General features: G+C 67.7%; 15 protein-coding genes. 9 read left to right on the forward strand and 6 right to left on the reverse strand.

What is annotated here, in order from left to right; translation table 11 throughout:
- Positions 1 to 39: 39 nt before the first annotated feature.
- From SJY11_RS05560 to SJY11_RS05575, 4 genes are all read left to right on the forward strand, one after another.
- Entirely contained in the window at positions 40 to 1,464 is a 1,425-nt protein-coding gene (locus SJY11_RS05560) for a serine protease family protein (protein WP_376985491.1), read from the forward strand.
- A 124-nt stretch (positions 1,465 to 1,588) separates the two neighbouring features.
- Positions 1,589 to 2,590 (forward strand): tripartite tricarboxylate transporter substrate binding protein, encoded by a 1,002-nt coding sequence (locus SJY11_RS05565; protein WP_376985492.1) that lies wholly within the window; start codon positions 1,589 to 1,591, stop codon positions 2,588 to 2,590.
- A 102-nt stretch (positions 2,591 to 2,692) separates the two neighbouring features.
- Complete coding sequence (locus SJY11_RS05570; RefSeq protein WP_376985494.1) at positions 2,693 to 3,160, forward strand: tripartite tricarboxylate transporter TctB family protein; 468 nt, start codon at positions 2,693 to 2,695, stop codon at positions 3,158 to 3,160.
- A 10-nt stretch (positions 3,161 to 3,170) separates the two neighbouring features.
- On the forward strand, positions 3,171 to 4,676 hold the full coding sequence (locus tag SJY11_RS05575) for a tripartite tricarboxylate transporter permease (RefSeq protein ID WP_376985495.1): 1,506 nt from the start codon (positions 3,171 to 3,173) through the stop codon (positions 4,674 to 4,676).
- A gap of 36 nt (positions 4,677 to 4,712) precedes the next feature.
- On the opposite strand, the gene SJY11_RS05580 is transcribed toward SJY11_RS05575, so the two are convergent.
- Positions 4,713 to 5,456 carry an enoyl-CoA hydratase-related protein gene (locus SJY11_RS05580; RefSeq protein WP_376985497.1) on the reverse strand — a complete coding sequence of 248 codons (744 nt, stop codon included), beginning with the start codon at positions 5,454 to 5,456 and terminating at the stop codon, positions 4,713 to 4,715.
- A 189-nt stretch (positions 5,457 to 5,645) separates the two neighbouring features.
- Here SJY11_RS05580 and SJY11_RS05585 point away from each other — a divergent pair, with 189 nt between their 5' ends.
- The 4 genes from SJY11_RS05585 to SJY11_RS05600 all read left to right on the forward strand — a co-directional run bounded on the left by SJY11_RS05585 (position 5,646) and on the right by SJY11_RS05600 (position 10,708).
- A complete protein-coding gene (locus SJY11_RS05585; RefSeq protein WP_376985499.1) occupies positions 5,646 to 7,733 on the forward strand; it encodes a 3-hydroxyacyl-CoA dehydrogenase NAD-binding domain-containing protein in 2,088 nt (695 codons plus the stop codon).
- A 48-nt stretch (positions 7,734 to 7,781) separates the two neighbouring features.
- Positions 7,782 to 8,969: an acetyl-CoA C-acyltransferase gene (locus SJY11_RS05590; RefSeq protein ID WP_376985500.1), complete on the forward strand. Its 1,188-nt coding sequence runs from the start codon at positions 7,782 to 7,784 to the stop codon at positions 8,967 to 8,969.
- 88 nt (positions 8,970 to 9,057) lie between these two features.
- Positions 9,058 to 10,017: a DUF808 domain-containing protein gene (locus tag SJY11_RS05595; RefSeq protein ID WP_376985502.1), complete on the forward strand. Its 960-nt coding sequence runs from the start codon at positions 9,058 to 9,060 to the stop codon at positions 10,015 to 10,017.
- A gap of 112 nt (positions 10,018 to 10,129) precedes the next feature.
- Entirely contained in the window at positions 10,130 to 10,708 is a 579-nt protein-coding gene (locus tag SJY11_RS05600; protein WP_376985504.1) for a hypothetical protein, read from the forward strand.
- A 12-nt stretch (positions 10,709 to 10,720) separates the two neighbouring features.
- On the opposite strand, the gene SJY11_RS05605 is transcribed toward SJY11_RS05600, so the two are convergent.
- The 4 genes from SJY11_RS05605 to SJY11_RS05620 all read right to left on the reverse strand — a co-directional run bounded on the left by SJY11_RS05605 (position 10,721) and on the right by SJY11_RS05620 (position 15,849).
- Entirely contained in the window at positions 10,721 to 11,422 is a 702-nt protein-coding gene (locus tag SJY11_RS05605) for a nitroreductase (protein WP_376985506.1), read from the reverse strand.
- Positions 11,423 to 11,661: 239 nt separating this feature from the next.
- Positions 11,662 to 13,194 carry a hypothetical protein gene (locus SJY11_RS05610; RefSeq protein ID WP_376985508.1) on the reverse strand — a complete coding sequence of 511 codons (1,533 nt, stop codon included), beginning with the start codon at positions 13,192 to 13,194 and terminating at the stop codon, positions 11,662 to 11,664.
- Between the two features lies 1 nt (position 13,195).
- Complete coding sequence (locus SJY11_RS05615) at positions 13,196 to 13,945, reverse strand: ABC transporter ATP-binding protein (RefSeq protein WP_376985510.1); 750 nt, start codon at positions 13,943 to 13,945, stop codon at positions 13,196 to 13,198.
- A gap of 194 nt (positions 13,946 to 14,139) precedes the next feature.
- Positions 14,140 to 15,849, reverse strand: coding sequence for a lysine--tRNA ligase (locus SJY11_RS05620; protein WP_376985512.1), 1,710 nt, complete (start codon positions 15,847 to 15,849; stop codon positions 14,140 to 14,142).
- Between the two features lie 166 nt (positions 15,850 to 16,015).
- On the opposite strand from SJY11_RS05620, the gene SJY11_RS05625 reads away from it, so the two are divergent.
- Positions 16,016 to 17,179, forward strand: coding sequence for an amidohydrolase (locus SJY11_RS05625; protein ID WP_376985514.1), 1,164 nt, complete (start codon positions 16,016 to 16,018; stop codon positions 17,177 to 17,179).
- A 48-nt stretch (positions 17,180 to 17,227) separates the two neighbouring features.
- Here the strand turns inward: SJY11_RS05625 and SJY11_RS05630 are convergent, their stop codons facing one another.
- Positions 17,228 to 18,031 (reverse strand): transporter substrate-binding domain-containing protein, encoded by an 804-nt coding sequence (locus SJY11_RS05630; protein ID WP_376985516.1) that lies wholly within the window; start codon positions 18,029 to 18,031, stop codon positions 17,228 to 17,230.
- Positions 18,032 to 18,172 lie beyond the last annotated feature (141 nt).

Below are 18,172 nucleotides of genomic sequence, written 5' to 3' on the forward strand. Positions count from 1 at the left end.
TCTGACGCTCAATGCCGGCCATCGGGGTGGGAGGCGGTCATGAGAGCCCGTTCGTTGCGTCTGATCGTGTCGGCGGCGCTGATGATGCCTCTCTGCGCGGCGCTGTCCGTCGGGGCGCACGCGCAGGCTCCCGCGCCCGCGGCCAACCCGCAACTCGCCGCCGCCCAAGCCGGATTCGAGAGCCTGCCCGAGCCGGAGCGCAAGGCGATCCAGGCCGATCTGATCTGGAGCGGACATTTCAACGGCGCGGTCAGCGGCAGCTACGGCCCGCTGACCTTCCGCGCGATCAACGCCTTCAAGGCGGGGAAGGGCACGCCCGACGGTGTGCTGACAGCCGCCGAGCGGCGCAGCCTAGCCCAGGCGGCGCAGGCGGCGCGCGGGGCGGCGGGCTTCCGGGTGATCGCCGACGAGCGCACCGGCCTGCGCATCGGCATCCCGATGACGGTGCTGCCGAAGCGGGATGTGGCGCCGGCGGGAAGCCGCTGGCAGAGCGCCGACGGCAAGATCACGCTGGATACCTCCGCGGCGCCTCCGGGCGAGACGCTGGAGGCCGTCTTCCAGAAGGCCACCGCGCCGACACCGAACAACCCGGGCCGCAAGATCACCTACAAGCTGCTGCGGCCGGATTTCTTCGTGGTCACCGGCGAGACGCCGACCGGCAAGTTCTATCGCCGTCTCGCCACCGGCCCGACGGGACTGCGTGGCTTCTCGATCGGCTATGAGAAGGCGCTCTCGGGTACCGTGGACAAGCTCGTGATCGCGATCGCGGCGAGCTTCGAGCCTTTCCCAAGCGGTCCGTTGCCGGCCGCTTCGGCCGTGGCGTCCGCTCCTTCGGCTCCCGCGGCGGCGACGGCCGCGGCCGTCGCCCAGCTTCGTCCGACACAGCGCCATGGCGTCGCGGTTGCCGTCGGCGATCGGGTGGTGGCGACCGCCGCCGCCGCCATCGAGGGTTGTCGTGCGCTCCAGGTCGGTGGGCGTACTGCCCAGTTGCGCGGAACGGTGCAGGGCGGTCTTGCGCTGCTCGATCTTCAGGGAGGGGCGGCGCTCGTGGTGCCGTCACTCAGGCGCGAGGCTCTGACCGAGGGCGAGCCGCTGCTGCTCCTGGCCTTTGGCGACGAGGGCGGGCGGCGCGTGTCCCTCGTCCTGCCGGGGCAGGGCATGACGATCGGCCCCGCTTCGGCCGTGTCGGCGCCGCTGCAGCCCGGGCAGGCCGGTTCTCCGGTTTTCGACCGTCAGGGGCGGCTGTCGGGGGTCGTCACCGGCAATCCGTCCGACAAAGTGCTCGTCGCCGGCGTGGCGCCCCAGCGCAGCTACGCCGTGGCCGAGGGCAGCGCGCTTCAGGATCATGCGGCGAAGAGCGGGCTGCCGCCGCGGGCCCCTGCGGCCCCCGGCCCCGATCTCAGCACCGGCGCCATCGTCGAGGCGGTCGCTGCGTCGGTCCTGCCGATCGCCTGCGCCTTGTAGAAATTGCTGCCAAGGCAGTTGTCTCTGCGACGACAATCGGTTCAGATGCAGCCGTCCATGTAAGGGTGCCCCGTCGACGACGAGGAGCGCTCGGTGACTAAATCGATTTAGGGAGAAGAATCGAATGAACGACATCATCAGCAGGCGCAGCGTTCTCGCCGGGGCGGCCGCCGTCGGCGCGTCCGGGCTCATCGCAGCCCCCGCCATCGCACAGGCGAAGTGGCCGAGCCGTCCCGTGACCCTCGTCTGCCCCTGGGGTGCGGGCGGTGGCACCGATGCGACCGCGCGCATCGTCGGCGCGATCCTCGAGAAGAATCTCGGCCAGCCCTTCAACGTGGTCAACCGCACCGGCGGCTCGGGCGTCGTCGGCCATTCGGCGATCGCGACGGCTGCGCCCGACGGCTACACGATCGGCATGATCACGGTGGAAATCACCATGATGCACCATCAGGGCCTGACCGAGCTCAACCCGACCAGCTACACCCCGCTGGCACTGATGAACGAGGATCCGCCGGGCGTGCAAGTGAAGGCGGACTCGCCCTACAAGGACATCAAGGCCCTGGCGGACGCGATCAAGGCCGCTCCGGAAGGCAAGTTCAAGGCCTCGGGCACCGGCCAGGGCGGCATCTGGCATCTCGCCCTGATCGGCTGGCTGCAAGCCATGGGCCTGAAGCCGAACCATGTCGCCTGGGCGCCCTCGAACGGTGCTGCACCGGCGATGCAGGATCTCGCCGCCGGCGGTATCGACATCGTCACCTGCTCGGTGCCGGAAGCCCGCGCCATGATCGACGCCGGCAAGGCGAAGTCGCTGGCCATCATGGCCAAGGCGCGCAATCCGCAGTTCAAGGACGTGCCGACGCTGAACGAGACGCTCGGCATCAACTACTCCGTCGGCGCCTGGCGCGGCATCGCCGGGCCGAAGGGCCTGCCGGAGGCCGTGCAGGCGACGCTGATGACGGAGCTCAAGAAGGCCTTCGACTCCAAGGAGTTCAAGGACTTCATGAATGCGCGCGGCTTCGGCATGACCTATCAGGACCAGAAGGGCTTCGCGGCCTTCATGGCCGAGGGCGACAAGGCGATGGGCTCGGCCATGACCGCGGCCGGCCTTGCCAAGAAGCCGGCGTAACGACGCCGACGACGGCGGTCGCGCAGGGAGCGCGGTCGCCGTCGTGCCACCGGCGTGGCGCCTTGCGCCATGCCGGCTTCCCATCTCGAGAAAGTCTGTCCGATGCGCTTCAATGACGCCGTCGTCGGCACCGCGTTCCTGCTGCTCGCCGGCGCGATGATCGCGATGACCTTCACCTTTCCGCCTTTCCCGGGTCAGAAATACGGGCCGAGCCTGTTCCCCCGGATCATCGGGGGCGGAATCATCTTCTGCTCCGTCCTGCTGATGCTGCGCGAATGGCGTGGCGGCGGGCGTCCCCTGCTCGTGCTCGACGACTGGGCGCGCCGCCCGGGGCGGCTCGCTTCCTTTGCCCTGATGCTGGCGGCGATGGTGTTCTATCTCGTCGCCTCCGAGCCGCTCGGTTTCATGCCGACCGCCTTCCTCATCCAGCTCGGCCTGTTCCTGTGGTTCGGGGTGCGGCCGCTCATGGCCCTGGTCGTGGCGACCGTGATGACGATTGCGGTGCAGTACTTCTTCGGCAGCCTCATGCGTGTCCCGCTGCCGCGCGGCATCCTCGACAGCGTGCTCTGAGGAGACCGGCATGACCGCGATTTCCACCGCCTTCGGGCTGGTCTTCGATCCGACCGTGCTGGCCGTCATCATGGGATCCGCCATGTTCGGCATGTTCGTCGGCGCCATGCCGGGCCTGACGGCCACGATGGCGACGGCGCTGCTGGTGCCGGTGACCTTCTTCATGGCGCCCGTGCCGGCGCTCGGCGCCATTGTCACGGCGACCGCGATGGCGATCTTCGCGGGCGACATTCCCGCCGCGATGCTGCGGATGCCCGGCACGCCCGCCTCGGCGGCCTATGCCGACGAGAGCTACGAGATGACCAAGAAGGGGCAGCTCAACCTCGCCATGGGCACCAACCTTGTCTTCTCGGTGCTCGGCGGCATCTTCGGTGTGGCCATCCTGATCGTGCTGGCGCCGGTGCTGGCGGAGGTGGCGATCAACTTCTCGTCCTTCGAGTATTTCTGGCTGGCCTGTCTCGGCCTGACCTGCGCCGTCTTCATCGGGACGGGCGATCCGCTGAAGGGCCTGCTCTCGCTCTTCATCGGGCTGGCGATCGGCTGCGTCGGCATCGACCCTGCCGCAGGACAACCGCGCTTCACCTTCGGCAATGTCGATCTGCTGTCGGGCATCAATTTCATCCCGACGCTGATCGGCATGTTCGCCGTGTCCGAGTTGCTGCGCGGAGCGGTGACGATGGAGAAGGGCGGCCATGTCGTCGCCCAGGCCGTCGGCAACCTGATGACCGGCGTCGGCGGCGTGCTGAAGAAGTACTGGTTCAACTTCCTGCGCGGCTCGATGATCGGCACCGTGATCGGCGCCTTGCCGGGCGCGGGCGCCGACATCGCGGCCTGGGTCTCCTATGCCATCTCCAAAAAGACCTCGAAGGAGCCGGAGAAGTTCGGCACCGGCCATATCGAGGGCATCGTCGATGCGACCTCGGCGAACAACTCGGCCCTCGGCGCGGCCTGGATCCCGGCGCTCGTCTTCGGCATCCCCGGCGATTCCATCACCGCCATCGTCATCGGCGTGCTCTACATGAAGGGGATGAACCCGGGTCCGAGCGTGTTCCTGCAGACGCCGGAACTGATCTACGCCGTCTTCATCATCTTCATCTTGGCCAATCTCCTGATGTTCCCGCTGGGTTGGGCGGCGATCAAGTCGGCCAAGCAGATCCTGCGCGTGCCGCGCAACATCCTGCTGCCGATCATCCTGATCTTCTGCATCGTCGGCTCCTACGCCATGACGAATTCGCTCTATGGCGTCGTGCTGATGGTTACGATGGGCGTGTTCGGCTGGCTGCTGGAAGAGCATGGCGTGCCGGTCGCGCCGCTGATCCTCGGGCTCGTGCTCGGCGAGATGCTGGAGCAGAACTTCATGTCGTCGATGATCAAGGCGGACGGGTCGCTGATCGGCTTCCTGTCGCGGCCGATCGCCGGTGTGCTCGGCGTCTGCACGATGGCGATCTGGGTCCTCATGATCTGGCGGGCGCTGCCCTTCGGCGCCTCGCGAGCGGCGGTGGGCGCAAAAGCCTGACGCGCGGTCGGGAAGGCGCAGCCCTCCCGACCGGTTTCAGCGCTTGAGGAAGGCGGCGAAGGCGGCCTGGGCTTCGGCAGAGCGTAGGCGCTCGCCGAAATGCCGCGCCTCCGTCGCCAGTGTCTCGGCGACGCTCGCGGCCTGGCCGCGCTTGAGCAGCATCTTGGTCAGCGCGACCGATTGCGGCGGCAGAGCCGCCAACGCCTTGGCTTTGTGGAGTGCGGCCTCCAGGGCCTTGCCCTCGGCGAGAGCGCCGTTGAGCAGGCCGGCCTCCAGCGCCGCCTGAGGGCCGAAGCTCTCGCCCAGCATCAGCAACTCTGCCGCCCGCTTGGAGCCCGCCACGAGCGGCAGCAGGTAGCTCGACGCGCCTTCCGGGCAGAGCCCGAGCGTGACGAAGGGCATGCGGAACACCGCGCCTGCGCCTGCAAAGGCGAGGTCGCAATGCAGCAGCATCGTCGTGCCGATGCCGACGGCGAAACCTTCCACAGCGGCGACAACCGGCTTCTTCGCCGTCGAGATCGCACCGAGAAAATCCATGGCGACGCGGGCGCCGTCATCGGCGGACGCCGCGAAGTCGCGGATATCATTGCCGCTGGTGAAACAGCCTCCCGCGCCGGTGACCACGATGGCGCGGATCTCCGCATCGGCCTCTGCCGCGGCAAAAGCGGCGATCAGGCCGAGATAGCTGGCGCGGTCGAGCGCGTTCTTGCGCTCGGGTCGGTTCATCGTGATCTGCAGGACGCCGGGCGCCATGGTTTCGGTCAGAACGGCGCTCGTCATCCCCGGATCTCCATCCCATGTCCCGGCCGGGTCCCGCGGATCGACGCTCTAAGGCCCGGCTCTCGGAGGGAGGCTTGGCATGGCGCTTCGCCGGGGGTCAAGCAGTGGCGTGCTTGACAAAGGGGACCTCCGCCATGTCCTCCTTCGCCCTCGACCGGCCGCGCCCCAGCGCCGGCACAGCAGGGACGCATGCCTATGGAGACCGTCCGGCTCGCCCGTGAGGGCGAGATCGCGATCGCGACGATCGACAACCCTCCCGTCAACGCTCTCGGCCAGGCGCTGCGGGCCGATCTCGCCCGCGCCATCGCCGAGGCGGGCGCCGATCCGACGGTGAGCGCGATCGTGCTGGCGGCAGCTGGCCGCGCCTTCATCGCCGGGGCCGACATCGGCGAATTCGGCAAGCCGCCGCTCGCGCCGTTTCTTCCCGATGTGCTCGATGCGATCGAGACCTGCCGCAAGCCGGTCGTGGCCGCGATCCAGGGTGTCGCGCTCGGGGGCGGGCTCGAGGTCGCGCTCGCCTGCCATGGCCGCGTCGCCTCGGTTTCGGCCTCGTTCGGCCTGCCGGAGATCAAGCTCGGCCTGATCCCGGGAGCCGGCGGCACGCAGCGTTTGCCGCGGCTGATCGGTGCGGCACAGGCCTTCCCGCTGATGCTGGCGGGCGAGCCGATCGCCGCCAGCCGGGCGCTGCAACTGGGGCTTGTCGACGAGGTGGTCGATGGCGATGTGGTGGCCGCCGCCGTGGCGCTGGCGCGCGACCTTGCCGCCCGCGGCGCACCGGAACGGGTTTGTGACAGGACCGGCCGCCTGACGGCCGCCGACCGCGAGGCCTTCGAGGCGCAGGCGCTGGCGACTACCAAAGGTTCGGGCGAAATGCCCAATGCCATGGCGCTGATCGAGGCCGTCCGCGGCGTCTTCACGCTGCCCTTCGCGGAGGCGCTTGCGGCCGAGCGGGCGCTCTTCCTGAAGCTCGTCGCCGATCCGCGCTCGGCCGCGCTGCGCCATGTCTTCTTCGCCGAGCGCGAAATCGCTCGCGTGCCCGGCATCGGCGCCGATGTGAAGCCGCGCCCGATCGCGAGGACTGCCGTCATCGGCGCCGGCACGATGGGCGGCGGCATCGCGATGTGCTTCGCCAATGCCGGCATCCCGGTGACGCTGATCGAGCAGGAGCAGGCGCAGATCGACAACGGCATGAACCGGGTCGCGGCGATCTACGCGATGTCGGTGACACGTGGCTCTCTGACGCCCGAAAAGCGCGACGAGCGCCTGGCGCTGATCACGCCCGCGGTCGGGCTCGCTGCGGCGGCTGACGCCGACATCGTGATCGAAGCGGCCTTCGAGGAGATGGGCGTCAAGCAGCAGATCTTCGGGGCGCTCGACGGCATCGCAAAATCCGGCGCGATCCTCGCCAGCAACACCTCCTATCTCGACGTACCCACGATCGCGGCGGCGACGAAGCGGCCGCAGGACGTGCTGGGGATGCACTTCTTCAGCCCGGCCAATGTCATGAAGCTGCTGGAGGTCGTGCGGCCGCAGGGCATCGCCGATGATGTGGTGGTGACGGCGATGGCGCTGGGTCGCCGGCTCGGCAAGGTGCCGGTCGTCGTCGGCAACGGCTTCGGCTTCGTCGGCAACCGCATGCTGGAGGCCCGCACACGCGCCACCGAGCGGCTGCTGATCGCGGGCGCGCTGCCGCATGAGGTCGATGCGGCGCTGACCGGCTTCGGCTTCAAGATGGGTCCCTGCGCCATGGCCGATCTCGCCGGCAACGACATCGGCTGGCGCTCGCGCAAGGCGCGCGGCAAGACGGCGGCCGTCGCGGATGCGATCTGCGAGGCCGGCTGGTTCGGCCAGAAGACCGGGCGCGGCTATTTCCTCTATCCGGAAGGAGCGCGCAGCGGGCAGCGCGACCCCGAGGTTGAGGCGCTGATCGCGCGCATCTCGGAAGAACAGGGCGTGACGCGGCGCAGCTTCACCACTGATGAGATCCTGTCGCGCCTGCTCGACCCGATGGTGAACGAGGGCGCGCGCATCCTGGAAGAAGGCATCGCGGCGCGCCCCGGCGACATCGATGTGATCTGGCTCAGCGGCTACAACTGGCCGGCCTGGCGCGGTGGCCCGATGTACTGGGCCGATACGGTCGGGCTTCGTACCCTCGTAGCGCGGCTGGAGCAGCAGGCGGCCGAGACGGGCGATGCCACGCTGCAGCCGGCGCCGCTGTTGCGCCGGCTCGCGGACGAGAGCAAGGGCTTCGCCGACCTCAAGGCGCGATCCGCCTGAGCGGGCGGATCGACATCTCCACAGTACAAGGCAGGGAAGACACGCTCCATGACCGAAGCCGTCATCGTTTCCACGGCGCGTACGCCGATCGGCAAGGCCCATCGCGGGGCCTTCAACCAGATGCGCGGCGCCGACATGGCGGCCCATGCGATCCGGCACGCTCTGGAGCGCGCCGGGCTCGAGCCGGAGGCGGTCGAGGAGGTGGTGATGGGCTGCGGCTATCCGGAGGCCGCGACAGGGCTGAACGTCGCCCGCCATGCCGCGCTTGTGGCAGGTCTCCCGGTCCAGTCGGCCGGCGTCACCGTCAGCCGCTTCTGCGCCTCGGGCCTGGAGGCGATCGCCCATGCGGCGCGGCGCGTGGTGATGGACGGGGTGCCGGTCGCCGTCGGCGGCGGCGTCGAGTCGATCTCGCTGGTGCAGCCGGTGACGCGGCGCGATCTCGCCCTGAACGACTGGCTGCTCGCCAACAAGCCGACGATCTACACGACCATGATCGAGACGGCCGACATCGTGGCGCAGCGCTACGGCATCTCGCGCCAGGCGCAGGACGAATTCTCGCTGGCGAGCCAGCAGCGCACGGCCGCCGCCCAGGAGCGGGGCCTATTCGACGACGAGATCGTGCCGATGAGCGCCGTGATGGCCGTCACCGACAAGGCGACCGGCGAGGTCAGCCAGAAGCCCGTCACGCTCGCCAAGGATGAGGGCAATCGCCCCGACACCACACTGGAGGGCCTCCTCAAGCTGAAGCCCGTGCGCGGCGAGGACCAGTTCGTCACCGCCGGCAATGCCAGCCAGCTCTCGGACGGCGCCTCGGCCAGCGTTGTGATGTCGGCGGATGAGGCAGCGCGGCGCGGCCTGTCCCCGCTCGGCATCTTCCGCGGCTTCGCCTCGGCCGGTTGCGAGCCCGACGAGATGGGCATCGGCCCTGTCTTCGCGGTGCCGCGCCTGCTGGAGCGCAACGGCCTGAGCGTGTCCGACATCGATCTCTGGGAGCTGAACGAGGCCTTCGCCTCACAGTCGCTCTATTGCCGCGACAAGCTCGGCATCGATCCCGACAAGGTCAACGTCAATGGCGGGGCGATCGCGATCGGCCATCCCTTCGGCATGAGCGGGGCGCGGCTGGTCGGACATGCGCTGCTCGAAGGGCGTCGTCGCAAGGCGCGCTATGCGGTGGTGACCATGTGCGTGGCGGGCGGCATGGGCTGCGCGGGCCTGTTCGAGATCAATCCGGGTTGAACCAAATCCGCTGAGCTGCGTCTTCGTCACGACGCGGTTGCGGCAGATCGCTAGCCGCTATGCTGCCGTGCAGCAGGGGGATGAGACCGTGGCTTCAGGACTGTTTGCGCTGCTCGACGATATCGCCGGCATCGCCAAGGTGGCGGCATCGTCGGTCGACGACGTCGTCGCGCAGGCGACCAAGGCCGGCACCAAGGCGGCCGGCATCGTCATCGACGATGCGGCCGTGACGCCGCGCTATGCGGTGGGTTTCGCCGCCGCCCGCGAATTGCCGATCATCTGGAAGATCGCGCTCGGCTCGCTGAAGAACAAGCTGCTGTTCCTGCTGCCGGGTGCTCTGATCCTGGCGCTCGTCGCGCCCTGGCTGATCACGCCGCTCCTGATGATGGGCGGGGTCTATCTCTGCTATGAGGGCGCCGAGAAGATCGTCGAGCTGGTCGTGCCGCATGCCGCCGCGACACCGGCGGAAGCGGGCAAGGCCGCGCTCGATCCCAAGCTGCTCGAGGAGCAGAAGATCGCCGGTGCGATCAAGACCGATTTCATCCTCTCGGCCGAGATCATGGCGATCACGCTGTCGACCGTCTCGACCGCCTCCTTCCAGATGCAGGCGATCGTGCTGGCGGTGGTCGGCATCGGCATCACCGTGCTGGTCTATGGCGCCGTGGCGCTGATCGTGAAGGCCGACGATATCGGTCTGGCGCTGGCGCAGCAGCGTTTCGCGCCGGTTCGCTGGTTTGGACGGGGTCTGGTGCTCGGCATGCCGCATTTCCTGACGGCGCTCAGCGCGGTCGGCACGTCGGCGATGCTCTGGGTCGGCGGCGGCATCATCATTCATGGGCTGGAGGAGTTCGGGCTGACGGCGATCGGCCATGCCAGCCATGGGCTGGCGGTCGCGGCCGGCGCGATGCTGCCGCTGGGCGGTATCCTGGAATGGCTGACGGGCGCGGTGTTCTCGGCCGTGTTCGGCCTGATCATCGGCGGCATCGCGATCGTCGCGATGCACTACGCTGTCCAGCCGGCGCTCAAGCTGGTCCGCAAGCCGGCATAACTATCGACCCCAGAAATGGGATAAGATTTTCGCGCCGTGATCATCTGACGCTAAAAGCTAAAACTCGCGCTAATTCAATAATTTGCAAAAGAAATGGCTGGTTGGGATGGGCATGACCAGTGAAGGCGAAAGACAAGTCCGCGCTAAAATGACCGTGAGCGATCACGAGGGTATCTACCCAGTTTACGGAGCGTTTTACGTTCACGCGATCCTTTATGCTGCTGGACGCGCAGATGCATCCTTCGCCAGATTTGGAACAGCTCTGCAAGCAGATGGCAGTCCTGCCGAGATCGTGGCCAGCGTCCACGAGGCGCTGGGACATGCTGCCGCCCTCTCTCGTTTTTTCTTTCCTGCCGACAAGGGGCCGTTGGCCCGAGCGCGGGCAGCTAAGCTTCGGAGGCAGTTCGCGGTCAGCAATTCCTCACCGCTAGTCGACCGTGCACTGCGAAACGCACTGGAGCACTTCGACGAGCGACTGGACGACTATCTCCTCGGCGACATCGTCGGGCACATTTTTCCTGGACCCATTATGGGCGATGCCGAACTTGCGGACGAACCGGGTGGCCATATCTTCCGACTAGTCGATCCAGTGAAAGAGATTTTCGTCCTTCTGGGTCAGAAGCATGATTTTGGCGCAGTGCGGGTTGAGGTTCAGCGCATAGCCGAGCTTGCGAGGCGGATCGCCAAATAGGCGCCACCATTTCTAATCCAGCCAGGTGGTGAAGCCCTCGACCGGCTCGCGCTCCGCGACGAGGCCGTTCTGCGGGGCGTCGGGGTCGGCGTGCCCAATGGCGATGCCGCAGACGACGATCTCGTTCTCGGGGATGGCGAGTTCGCGCCGCACCACCGGGTGGAAGCGGGCGAAGATCGCCTGCGGGCAGGATTGCACGCCATGTCCCTGCGCCGCGACCAGAAGGCTCTGGAGGAACATGCCGAGATCGATCCAGGAGCCGATCTCGAGATCACGGTCGACCGTCAGCATCAGCGCCACAGGGGCGCCGAAGAAGCGCAGATTGGCGGCGCTCTGGCGCTTCATGCCGGCGACATCGCCCCTGGCGACGCCGAGCAGGCCGTAGAGATCCCAGCCGACCTTGCGGCGGCGCGAGAGATAGGGCTCGCGGAAGGTCTCGGGATAGTAGCGGTATTCCTCGGACTGGACCAAGCCGGGATCGTCCAGCGCCGCCAGCAGGGCGCTTTCCAGCCGCGCCCGCGCTTGCGGACCTATCACGCGCAGCTTCCAGGGCTGCATGTTTGTGCCGCTGGGCGCCCGCGCCGCGACCTCGATCAGCCGGTGCAGCAGGGCAGGATCGACCGGCGTCGGCAGGAAGGCGCGGATGGCGCGGCGGGAGGTGATGGCGTGCTCGACGGCCTCGGCCGACAAATTGAATTGATTGATATCATTCATGATCATGGTTTCCGGTTGCGGTCGAGCCATCGCTGCGCTGTCCAGTGCGGTGGACGACGAGGTTCATCGGTCGCGAGGTGGTCGCTACGAAGCCACTTCGGAAGGAGCGGACGACGACGCCCATCGATGGGGTAGGGGAGGGGCCGGTCCGCCATCGTGATCGGCGACCGTTTCACCAGGACCAGGCGGCCTGAGGTTTCAACGGCCGCCCTCCGACCTCGATCCTGACGGTCCCCTGCTCAGGCTGCTGCACGTGGGCGCGCCGCATACAGCACGCCCATGGTTGCCGCGGCCAGGAGCGCGCCGAGCATCGCGGCCCGGTAGTCGCCCGCCAGCAGGGGCCAGAGACCGACCGCAACCATCATCAAGGCCAAAAGCTCCATGAGCGTTACGGAGATGGGACTCTTCATGCGCCGCCTGATCATGCCGGTCCTCGCCAGTCTCGGCTGATGCCAAATGTTGACGAGGATGCCGCAGGCGATGGCGCAGGCGACCCCGAGCAGACTGACCAGACCGGCCCAGGCATCGAAGATCAGCAGGAGCATCAAGGGCGGCGCGGCGAACAGGGCGGTGAGCCAGGCGATGGCGCCGAAACGGGCGCGCTGGCGCAAGCGGGGGTCCAGCGGTGCGGTCAGGGCCAGTTCGGCGGCTTCGTCTGCCGACATCGCGATCCAGGTCAGGCCCCCGGCAATCTGACCGCAGAGAACAATCAGGACCGGCACGAGCGCCGAGGCATCGTCGGCCCCGGTCGCGACCCGATAAACCGTCACGATCACGATCGGGATCAGAAAGATGCATTGCATCAGGATCTGCGACAGGAGCCATGGATCGCGCAGAATGATGCGCCGTTCCTTGAGCATCAGCGCCGCCACCGGCGACGTGCCGAAGGAGGCGCGACTGCGCCGGGCGCGGGGCGGGGCTGCAGCCGCCGATCCTGCCGCGAGGACCGCATTGCGCACAAAGCTCTCGGCCAGGCCGGTGAACATCAGCACGGCCATCAGCCCAGCGCAGGCCATCACGGCCAGGAGGGCCACGACGTCGCCCGTCACGGCGCGGGCCGGCAGCAGCGCCACTTGCCAGACGAGAGACTGAGGATCGGCGACATAATCCGCGAGGAGTGCGTCCTTTGGACCCGGCCCGAAAATCGCCTCCCACTGCACCATCACGAGCACCAGCAGACCGGCCAGCGCGGCCATCACCTGCGCCGCGACGCGCGTGCTCCGGATGCCGATCAGGCGCACCAGGCCCATGGCCAGTCCGATCGCGATGGCGGTTGCGCTAAGCGCAAGGGCCAGGATCAGGGGCAGGCCCGCCAGCCAGTGAGGGCCGCGCTGCAGCGCCAGCAGGATCAGCATCGGCGCGCCATAGAGACCGGCTTTGGCAAGCGTGAAGCCAAGGACGTTGAGAGCCCTGACAAGCAGCACGGCTTGCGGAGGCAGGGGCGCCGAGAACATCAGGTCATAGTCGCCGCGCGCATACAGCGCATAGGCGGCAGAATCGAGCGCAGCCGAGATCATGAGGACGAACAGGAAGCAAAGATTGATCGTCAGGGTGATCTGAAGGCGCGGATCGGCGGGGTCCAGTTCGCCGGCCGTCGTCAGCAGGAAGTGCGAAACGCCGAAAATGAGCGTGCAGACAACAGTCAGCACGCCCGCGATGCGCCAGGGACGCATGGGTGTCTTGGGACCTGCCATGTCGGCGATGCCGCGCAAGGCCAGGCGGGCTTCGAGCGCCAGCACGGCGCGGGTCGTTCCGGACAGGAGGGCCGTCATGTCAGGCTGCCTCTCCGCGCGCGACGACATCGAGGAAGACATCCTCCAGGGTCGAGCCTTGGGAGGCGCTCCCATCGCGCAATTCGGCCATCGTGCCTTCGCAGACCAGCCTGCCCTGGCGGATGATGCCGATGCGGTCGCTGAGCCGTTCAGCCACTTCGAGGATATGCGTGGTCAGGATGACCGTCACGCCGGTTGCGACACGGTCCTGAAGCAGGTCCTTCACATGGCGCGCCATCGACGCGTCGAGGCCGGTCAGCGGCTCGTCGAGGATCAGCAAATCGGGTTCGTGGATCAACGCGCCAGCCAGAGCGACCTTCTGGCGCATGCCCTTGGAAAAGCCCTCGCAGCGCTGATCGGCCACGCGGGTCAGGTCGAGGGTTTCCAGCAGGGCGTCGCGGCGCTGCCTTGTCACCGCCGGCTCGACCTGCCAGAGGCCGGCGACGAAATCGAGATACTCGACAGGCGTAAGCTTGTCATAAACCATGGGTTCATCCGGGAGCCACGCCACCACGCGTTTGGCCGCAACCGGATCGCGCAGGCGGTTGATCCCGCAAATGCTGACCTCTCCCGCATCCGGAGAGAGCAGCCCCGCGACGATCCTGAGCGTGGTGGTCTTGCCGGCACCGTTGGGACCGAGCAAGGCGTAGAGTTCGCCGCGCCGCACGGTGAGGTTGAGGTCATTGACGGCTGTGAAGCCGCCAAAGCGCTTCACCAAACCGCGGACAACCAGCGCATCATGGCCACTCATTCGAACGCTCCCCTGATTGTGGAGCATTATGCGGCAGCGCTGGTGACGGTCCGGTTAAACCGACCTCGCCCGGGTCACCACCGGACCGATGGTTCATATGATTGCCGCTGATGGGCACGACATCACGTCGTGCCGATTCAGCCGCGGGCCGAAGGCGGGTCCCCGGATGGCGGCGCCGGCAACCGACGGCTGTCTCAATCCGCCTTTCGCGACGCGATGAAGGCGGCATGCTCCTCGACCAGCCCGCCGGCCAGTGCCTTGGCTATCAGGGCGCGGGTGTTGGCGAGGCCGTAGATCGCGGCGAAGGAGCCGAAGCGCGGGCCCTGATCCTCGCCGAAGAAGACCTGGTAGATTGCCTTCCACCACTCGCCGGAGACACCCGGCCGCTCGGGCGTCGCGTTCTTGGCGGTGAGGTTCTGGTAGCGCGGGATGGCGCGGGCGACGTCCAGCGCGGTGTCCTGCACCATCTCCGCGGTCGCATCCGCCGGCAGGGCGGCAATGGCGGCGTCGAGCGCGGTGAAGGCCGCCACCTCGGTTTCGTCGGCGAGGCGGTAGGTCTTGGCCGGCTTCACGAAATCGCGGAAATAGGCGATCGCGTAGCCGGCCAGTGCATCAAGGCGCGGATGAGTCTGCGGCGAGATGCCTGGTGCATAGCGCTGGAGGAAGCCCCAGAGCACGGCCTTGTCCTCGGAATTGGCGACGGCGACGAGGTTCATCAGCAGGCCGAAGGTGATCTGTGCCCGCGAGACGTTGTCGCCTTCGCCGGTGGCGATGACTTCTGGCTGCGGCGGCTCGCCATGGTGGAGGTGCCAGACGGGATTGCCGAGGCGGTTCTTCCAGTCCTGGCGCTCATAGCCACTGAGGAACTGCAGATACTCGTCGACCGCGCGCGGGATGACGTCGAAGTGGAGCTTCTTGGCTTCGCGCGGGCGCTGGAACATGTAGAGCGCCAGGCTCTCCTGCGGGCCGTATTCGAGCCATTGCTCGATGGTCAGGCCGTTGCCCTTCGACTTCGAGATCTTCTGGCCCTGCTCGTCCAGGAAGAGCTCGTAGTTGAAGCCCTCGGGCGGGGTGCCGTCGAGCGCGCGCGCGATCTGCGAGGAGACCTTGACCGAGTCGATCAGGTCCTTGCCCGCCATCTCGTAGTCGATGCCGAGCGCGACCCAGCGCATCGCCCAGTCGGGCTTCCACTGCAGCTTGACCTCTCCGCCGGTGACGGGCGTGACGAAGCGCTCGCCGGTCGCCGGGTCGGTCCAGGCGATCGTGCCGGCCTCGACGTCGCGCGCCTCGATCGGCACCTGCATGACGACACGCGTCACCGGGTGGATCGGCAGGAAGGGCGAATAGGTCGCCGCCCGCTCCTCGCGAAGCGTCGGCAGCATGATCTTCATGATGGCGTCGTAGCGCGCCAGCATCTTCAGCAGTGTCGCGTCGAACTCGCCGGCGCGGTAGCTGTCGGTCGAGGACTTGAACTCGTAGTCGAAGCCGAACTGGTCGAGGAAGGCGCGCAGCCGCGCATTGTTGTGCCGGCCGAACGAGTCATGCGTACCGAAGGGGTCGGGCACCTCGGTCAGGGGCTTGCCCAGCGCTGCCGTCAGCAACTCCTTGTTAGGGACATTGTCGGGAACCTTGCGCAGCCCGTCCATGTCGTCCGAGAAGGCGATCAGGCGGGTGGGAATGGCGTCATCGGTCAGCACGCGAAAGGCGTGGCGGACCATCGAGGTGCGCGCGACCTCGCCGAAGGTGCCGATATGGGGCAGGCCCGAGGGACCGTAGCCGGTCTCGAAGATCACCTCCGTCTTGCCCGATTTCTCGATCCGCGCGACGAGCTTGCGAGCTTCCTCGAACGGCCAGGCGGCCGAACGCTGGGCGGCGTCCACAAGGGCGGGGTCGAAAACCGGCATCGGGAGTGGTGTCCTCTCCAGGTTCTGCGCGAAAATGCGAGGGACGGGCTTTCGCAGATTGCGAAGGGGGGCGTCAATGAGTCGGACGGGATGCGTCTGGAGCAGTTGTCGAATGGCGTGCCGGGTATAGGCTGCCCGCCGACACGCCTTCGAGAGGACGACCGCCTTGAATCCCGATCTGCACGCCCAACTGACCACATGGCGACGCCATCTCCACGCCCATCCGGAACTGGGCCGCGAGGAGAAGGAGACGAGTGCCTTCGTCCAGGCGAAGCTGACCGAACTCGGCGTGCCCTTCACCGCCGGCATCGGTGGCCATGGCGTGGTGGCGACGCTGAGGCGCGGCGGCTCGGAGCGCTCGGTCGGCCTGCGCGCCGACATGGACGCGCTGCCGATCCTGGAAGCCAATGATCTGTCCTACAAATCCATGCGGCCGCACGTCATGCATGCCTGTGGCCACGACGGGCACACCACGGCGCTGCTCGGCGCGGCCGCCCTGCTCGCCCGCGACGAAAGCTGGAGCGGCACGGTACAGTTCGTCTTCCAGCCAGCCGAGGAGGGCGCCGGCGGCGCGCAGGCGATGCTCGCCGACGGGGTGATCGAACGGTTCCCGATGGAGCGCATCTTCGCCCTGCACAACTGGCCGGGGCTGGAGGCGGGCACCATCGCCGTGCATCGCGGGCCGGTGATGTCGGAGCCCGGCCGGTTCAGGATCACGCTCAACGGCACGGCCGGCCATGCGGCGCTGCCGGAGACGACGCGCGACCCGATCGTCGCCATGGGTCATCTCATCGTCGCGCTGCAGACCATCGTCTCGCGCAACATCGATCCGATGCAGTCCGCGGTGGTCTCAATCGGGCAGGTGCATGGTGGCTCGGCCTCGAACCAGATCCCGACCAGCGTCTTCATCGAGGGCACGTTCCGCACCTTCGTGGCGGAGGTGCGCGAGCGGCTGCTCGGGCGCATCAATGCGATCGCGCACAACATCGCGGCCACCTTCGAGATGCAGGCCGAGGTCGAGACGATGCATGGCGCCGCCACCATCAACACGGCGCCGGAGGAGGAGATCGCCGCGGCGGCGGCTCTTGCGACCGGGGTGGGGCTGCGGCGCGACCTCAAGGCGAGCACCACGGGCGAGGATTTCGCGCATTTTCTGGCACGGCTGCCGGGCGCTTATGTCTGGATCGGCAACGGCCCGGTGCGCGACGGCGGCGAACTGCACAATGACCGCTATGATTTCAACGACGCGATCCTTCCCGCGGCCTCCGGCTGGCTGGCGGCGGTGGCGAAGCAGGCGCTGAGCGCGAACGCGCCTGCGGCGAAGGTCTGAGATCACGGGCGTCATTCTTGGGTCTTCGCCCGAGAATGACGCTGAAACTCAGAACGGGCTCACCGGGAAGAACCGCAGATAGAGCCTGGCATAGGTGCCGTCGTCCCAGAGCGACTGCAGCGCATAGTCGAGGGAACGCTTGAGCGGCACTTCGTCCTTGCGAATGAGGAAGGCGACGCCCTCGCCGAAATAGCGACTTTCCAGGAACGGGCCGCCGGTGAAGGCGAGTTCGCCGCCGGCGCTGCCGGCGAGCAGCAGGGAGAGCGCGACGCCGTCGCCGAAGACGAATTCGGCGTCGCCGCTGCGCAGCGCGGTGACAGCGGCGGCGAGGGTGGGAGCCTCGCGGCGCTGGACGAAGGGCAGAAGCCGCTCGAGATAGGCCTGATGCGCCGTGCCGGAGACGACGGCGACGCGCTTGCCTTGGAGCGAACGCGTGTCGAGTTCGGCTTGGGCGTTGCCGCGGGTGGTGGCGAAGCGGGCGCTGCCGCGGAAATAGAGATGGCTGGCCGCAAAGCGGGCGCGGATCGGCGGTGTCAGGTTCACCGCCGCGGCCAGCACGTCGCCGCGGCCCTCGGCGAGGGAATCCAGCAGCGTGTCGAAGCGGCGGGCCTGCACGGTGCAGGTCCAGCCGAGTTTCTCGCAGGCGGCCCGCGCCAGTTCGACCGAGAAGCCGGTCAGGCCGCCATCGGGCCCGGCGAAGTGCAGCGGCGGGTATTCGTCATCGGTCAGGAAGCGGATGACGCGGGGCGGGCCGGGCTCGGGCCGGTCGAGCCGGATCCGCGGATCCCAGAAGTTCGGCACGGTGACGCGCGACTGGGCGAGGGCGCTTTGGCCCGCAAGGAGTGCCAGCAAGACTGTGGCGGTTGCTAGAGCGCGCATAATTGGGATCGGGCGTGTGAGGTCTAGCGCGGGGAACCCTCTCCCGTAGGGAGAGGGCAGGGTGAGGGGTCGGCCGTTTGACATGATAGCTGTGACCCAACCGCAGGCGTTGTC

It is taken from the genome of Allobosea sp. R86505, from assembly GCF_042466375.1.
GTDB lineage: Bacteria > Pseudomonadota > Alphaproteobacteria > Rhizobiales > Beijerinckiaceae > Allobosea.

Bases quoted from the DNA above. Each gene is read 5' to 3' on its own strand.
- SJY11_RS05560 (WP_376985491.1), top strand. From the start codon at position 40: ATGAGAGCCCGTTCGTTGCGTCTGATCGTGTCGGCGGCGCTGATGATG.
- SJY11_RS05565 (WP_376985492.1), top strand. From the start codon at position 1,589: ATGAACGACATCATCAGCAGGCGCAGCGTTCTCGCCGGGGCGGCCGCC.
- SJY11_RS05570 (WP_376985494.1), top strand. From the start codon at position 2,693: ATGCGCTTCAATGACGCCGTCGTCGGCACCGCGTTCCTGCTGCTCGCC.
- SJY11_RS05575 (WP_376985495.1), top strand. From the start codon at position 3,171: ATGACCGCGATTTCCACCGCCTTCGGGCTGGTCTTCGATCCGACCGTG.
- SJY11_RS05580 (WP_376985497.1), bottom strand. From the start codon at position 5,456: ATGACGAGCGCCGTTCTGACCGAAACCATGGCGCCCGGCGTCCTGCAG.
- SJY11_RS05585 (WP_376985499.1), top strand. From the start codon at position 5,646: ATGCCTATGGAGACCGTCCGGCTCGCCCGTGAGGGCGAGATCGCGATC.
- SJY11_RS05590 (WP_376985500.1), top strand. From the start codon at position 7,782: ATGACCGAAGCCGTCATCGTTTCCACGGCGCGTACGCCGATCGGCAAG.
- SJY11_RS05600 (WP_376985504.1), top strand. From the start codon at position 10,130: ATGACCAGTGAAGGCGAAAGACAAGTCCGCGCTAAAATGACCGTGAGC.
- SJY11_RS05605 (WP_376985506.1), bottom strand. From the start codon at position 11,422: ATGAATGATATCAATCAATTCAATTTGTCGGCCGAGGCCGTCGAGCAC.
- SJY11_RS05610 (WP_376985508.1), bottom strand. From the start codon at position 13,194: ATGACGGCCCTCCTGTCCGGAACGACCCGCGCCGTGCTGGCGCTCGAA.
- SJY11_RS05615 (WP_376985510.1), bottom strand. From the start codon at position 13,945: ATGAGTGGCCATGATGCGCTGGTTGTCCGCGGTTTGGTGAAGCGCTTT.
- SJY11_RS05620 (WP_376985512.1), bottom strand. From the start codon at position 15,849: ATGCCGGTTTTCGACCCCGCCCTTGTGGACGCCGCCCAGCGTTCGGCC.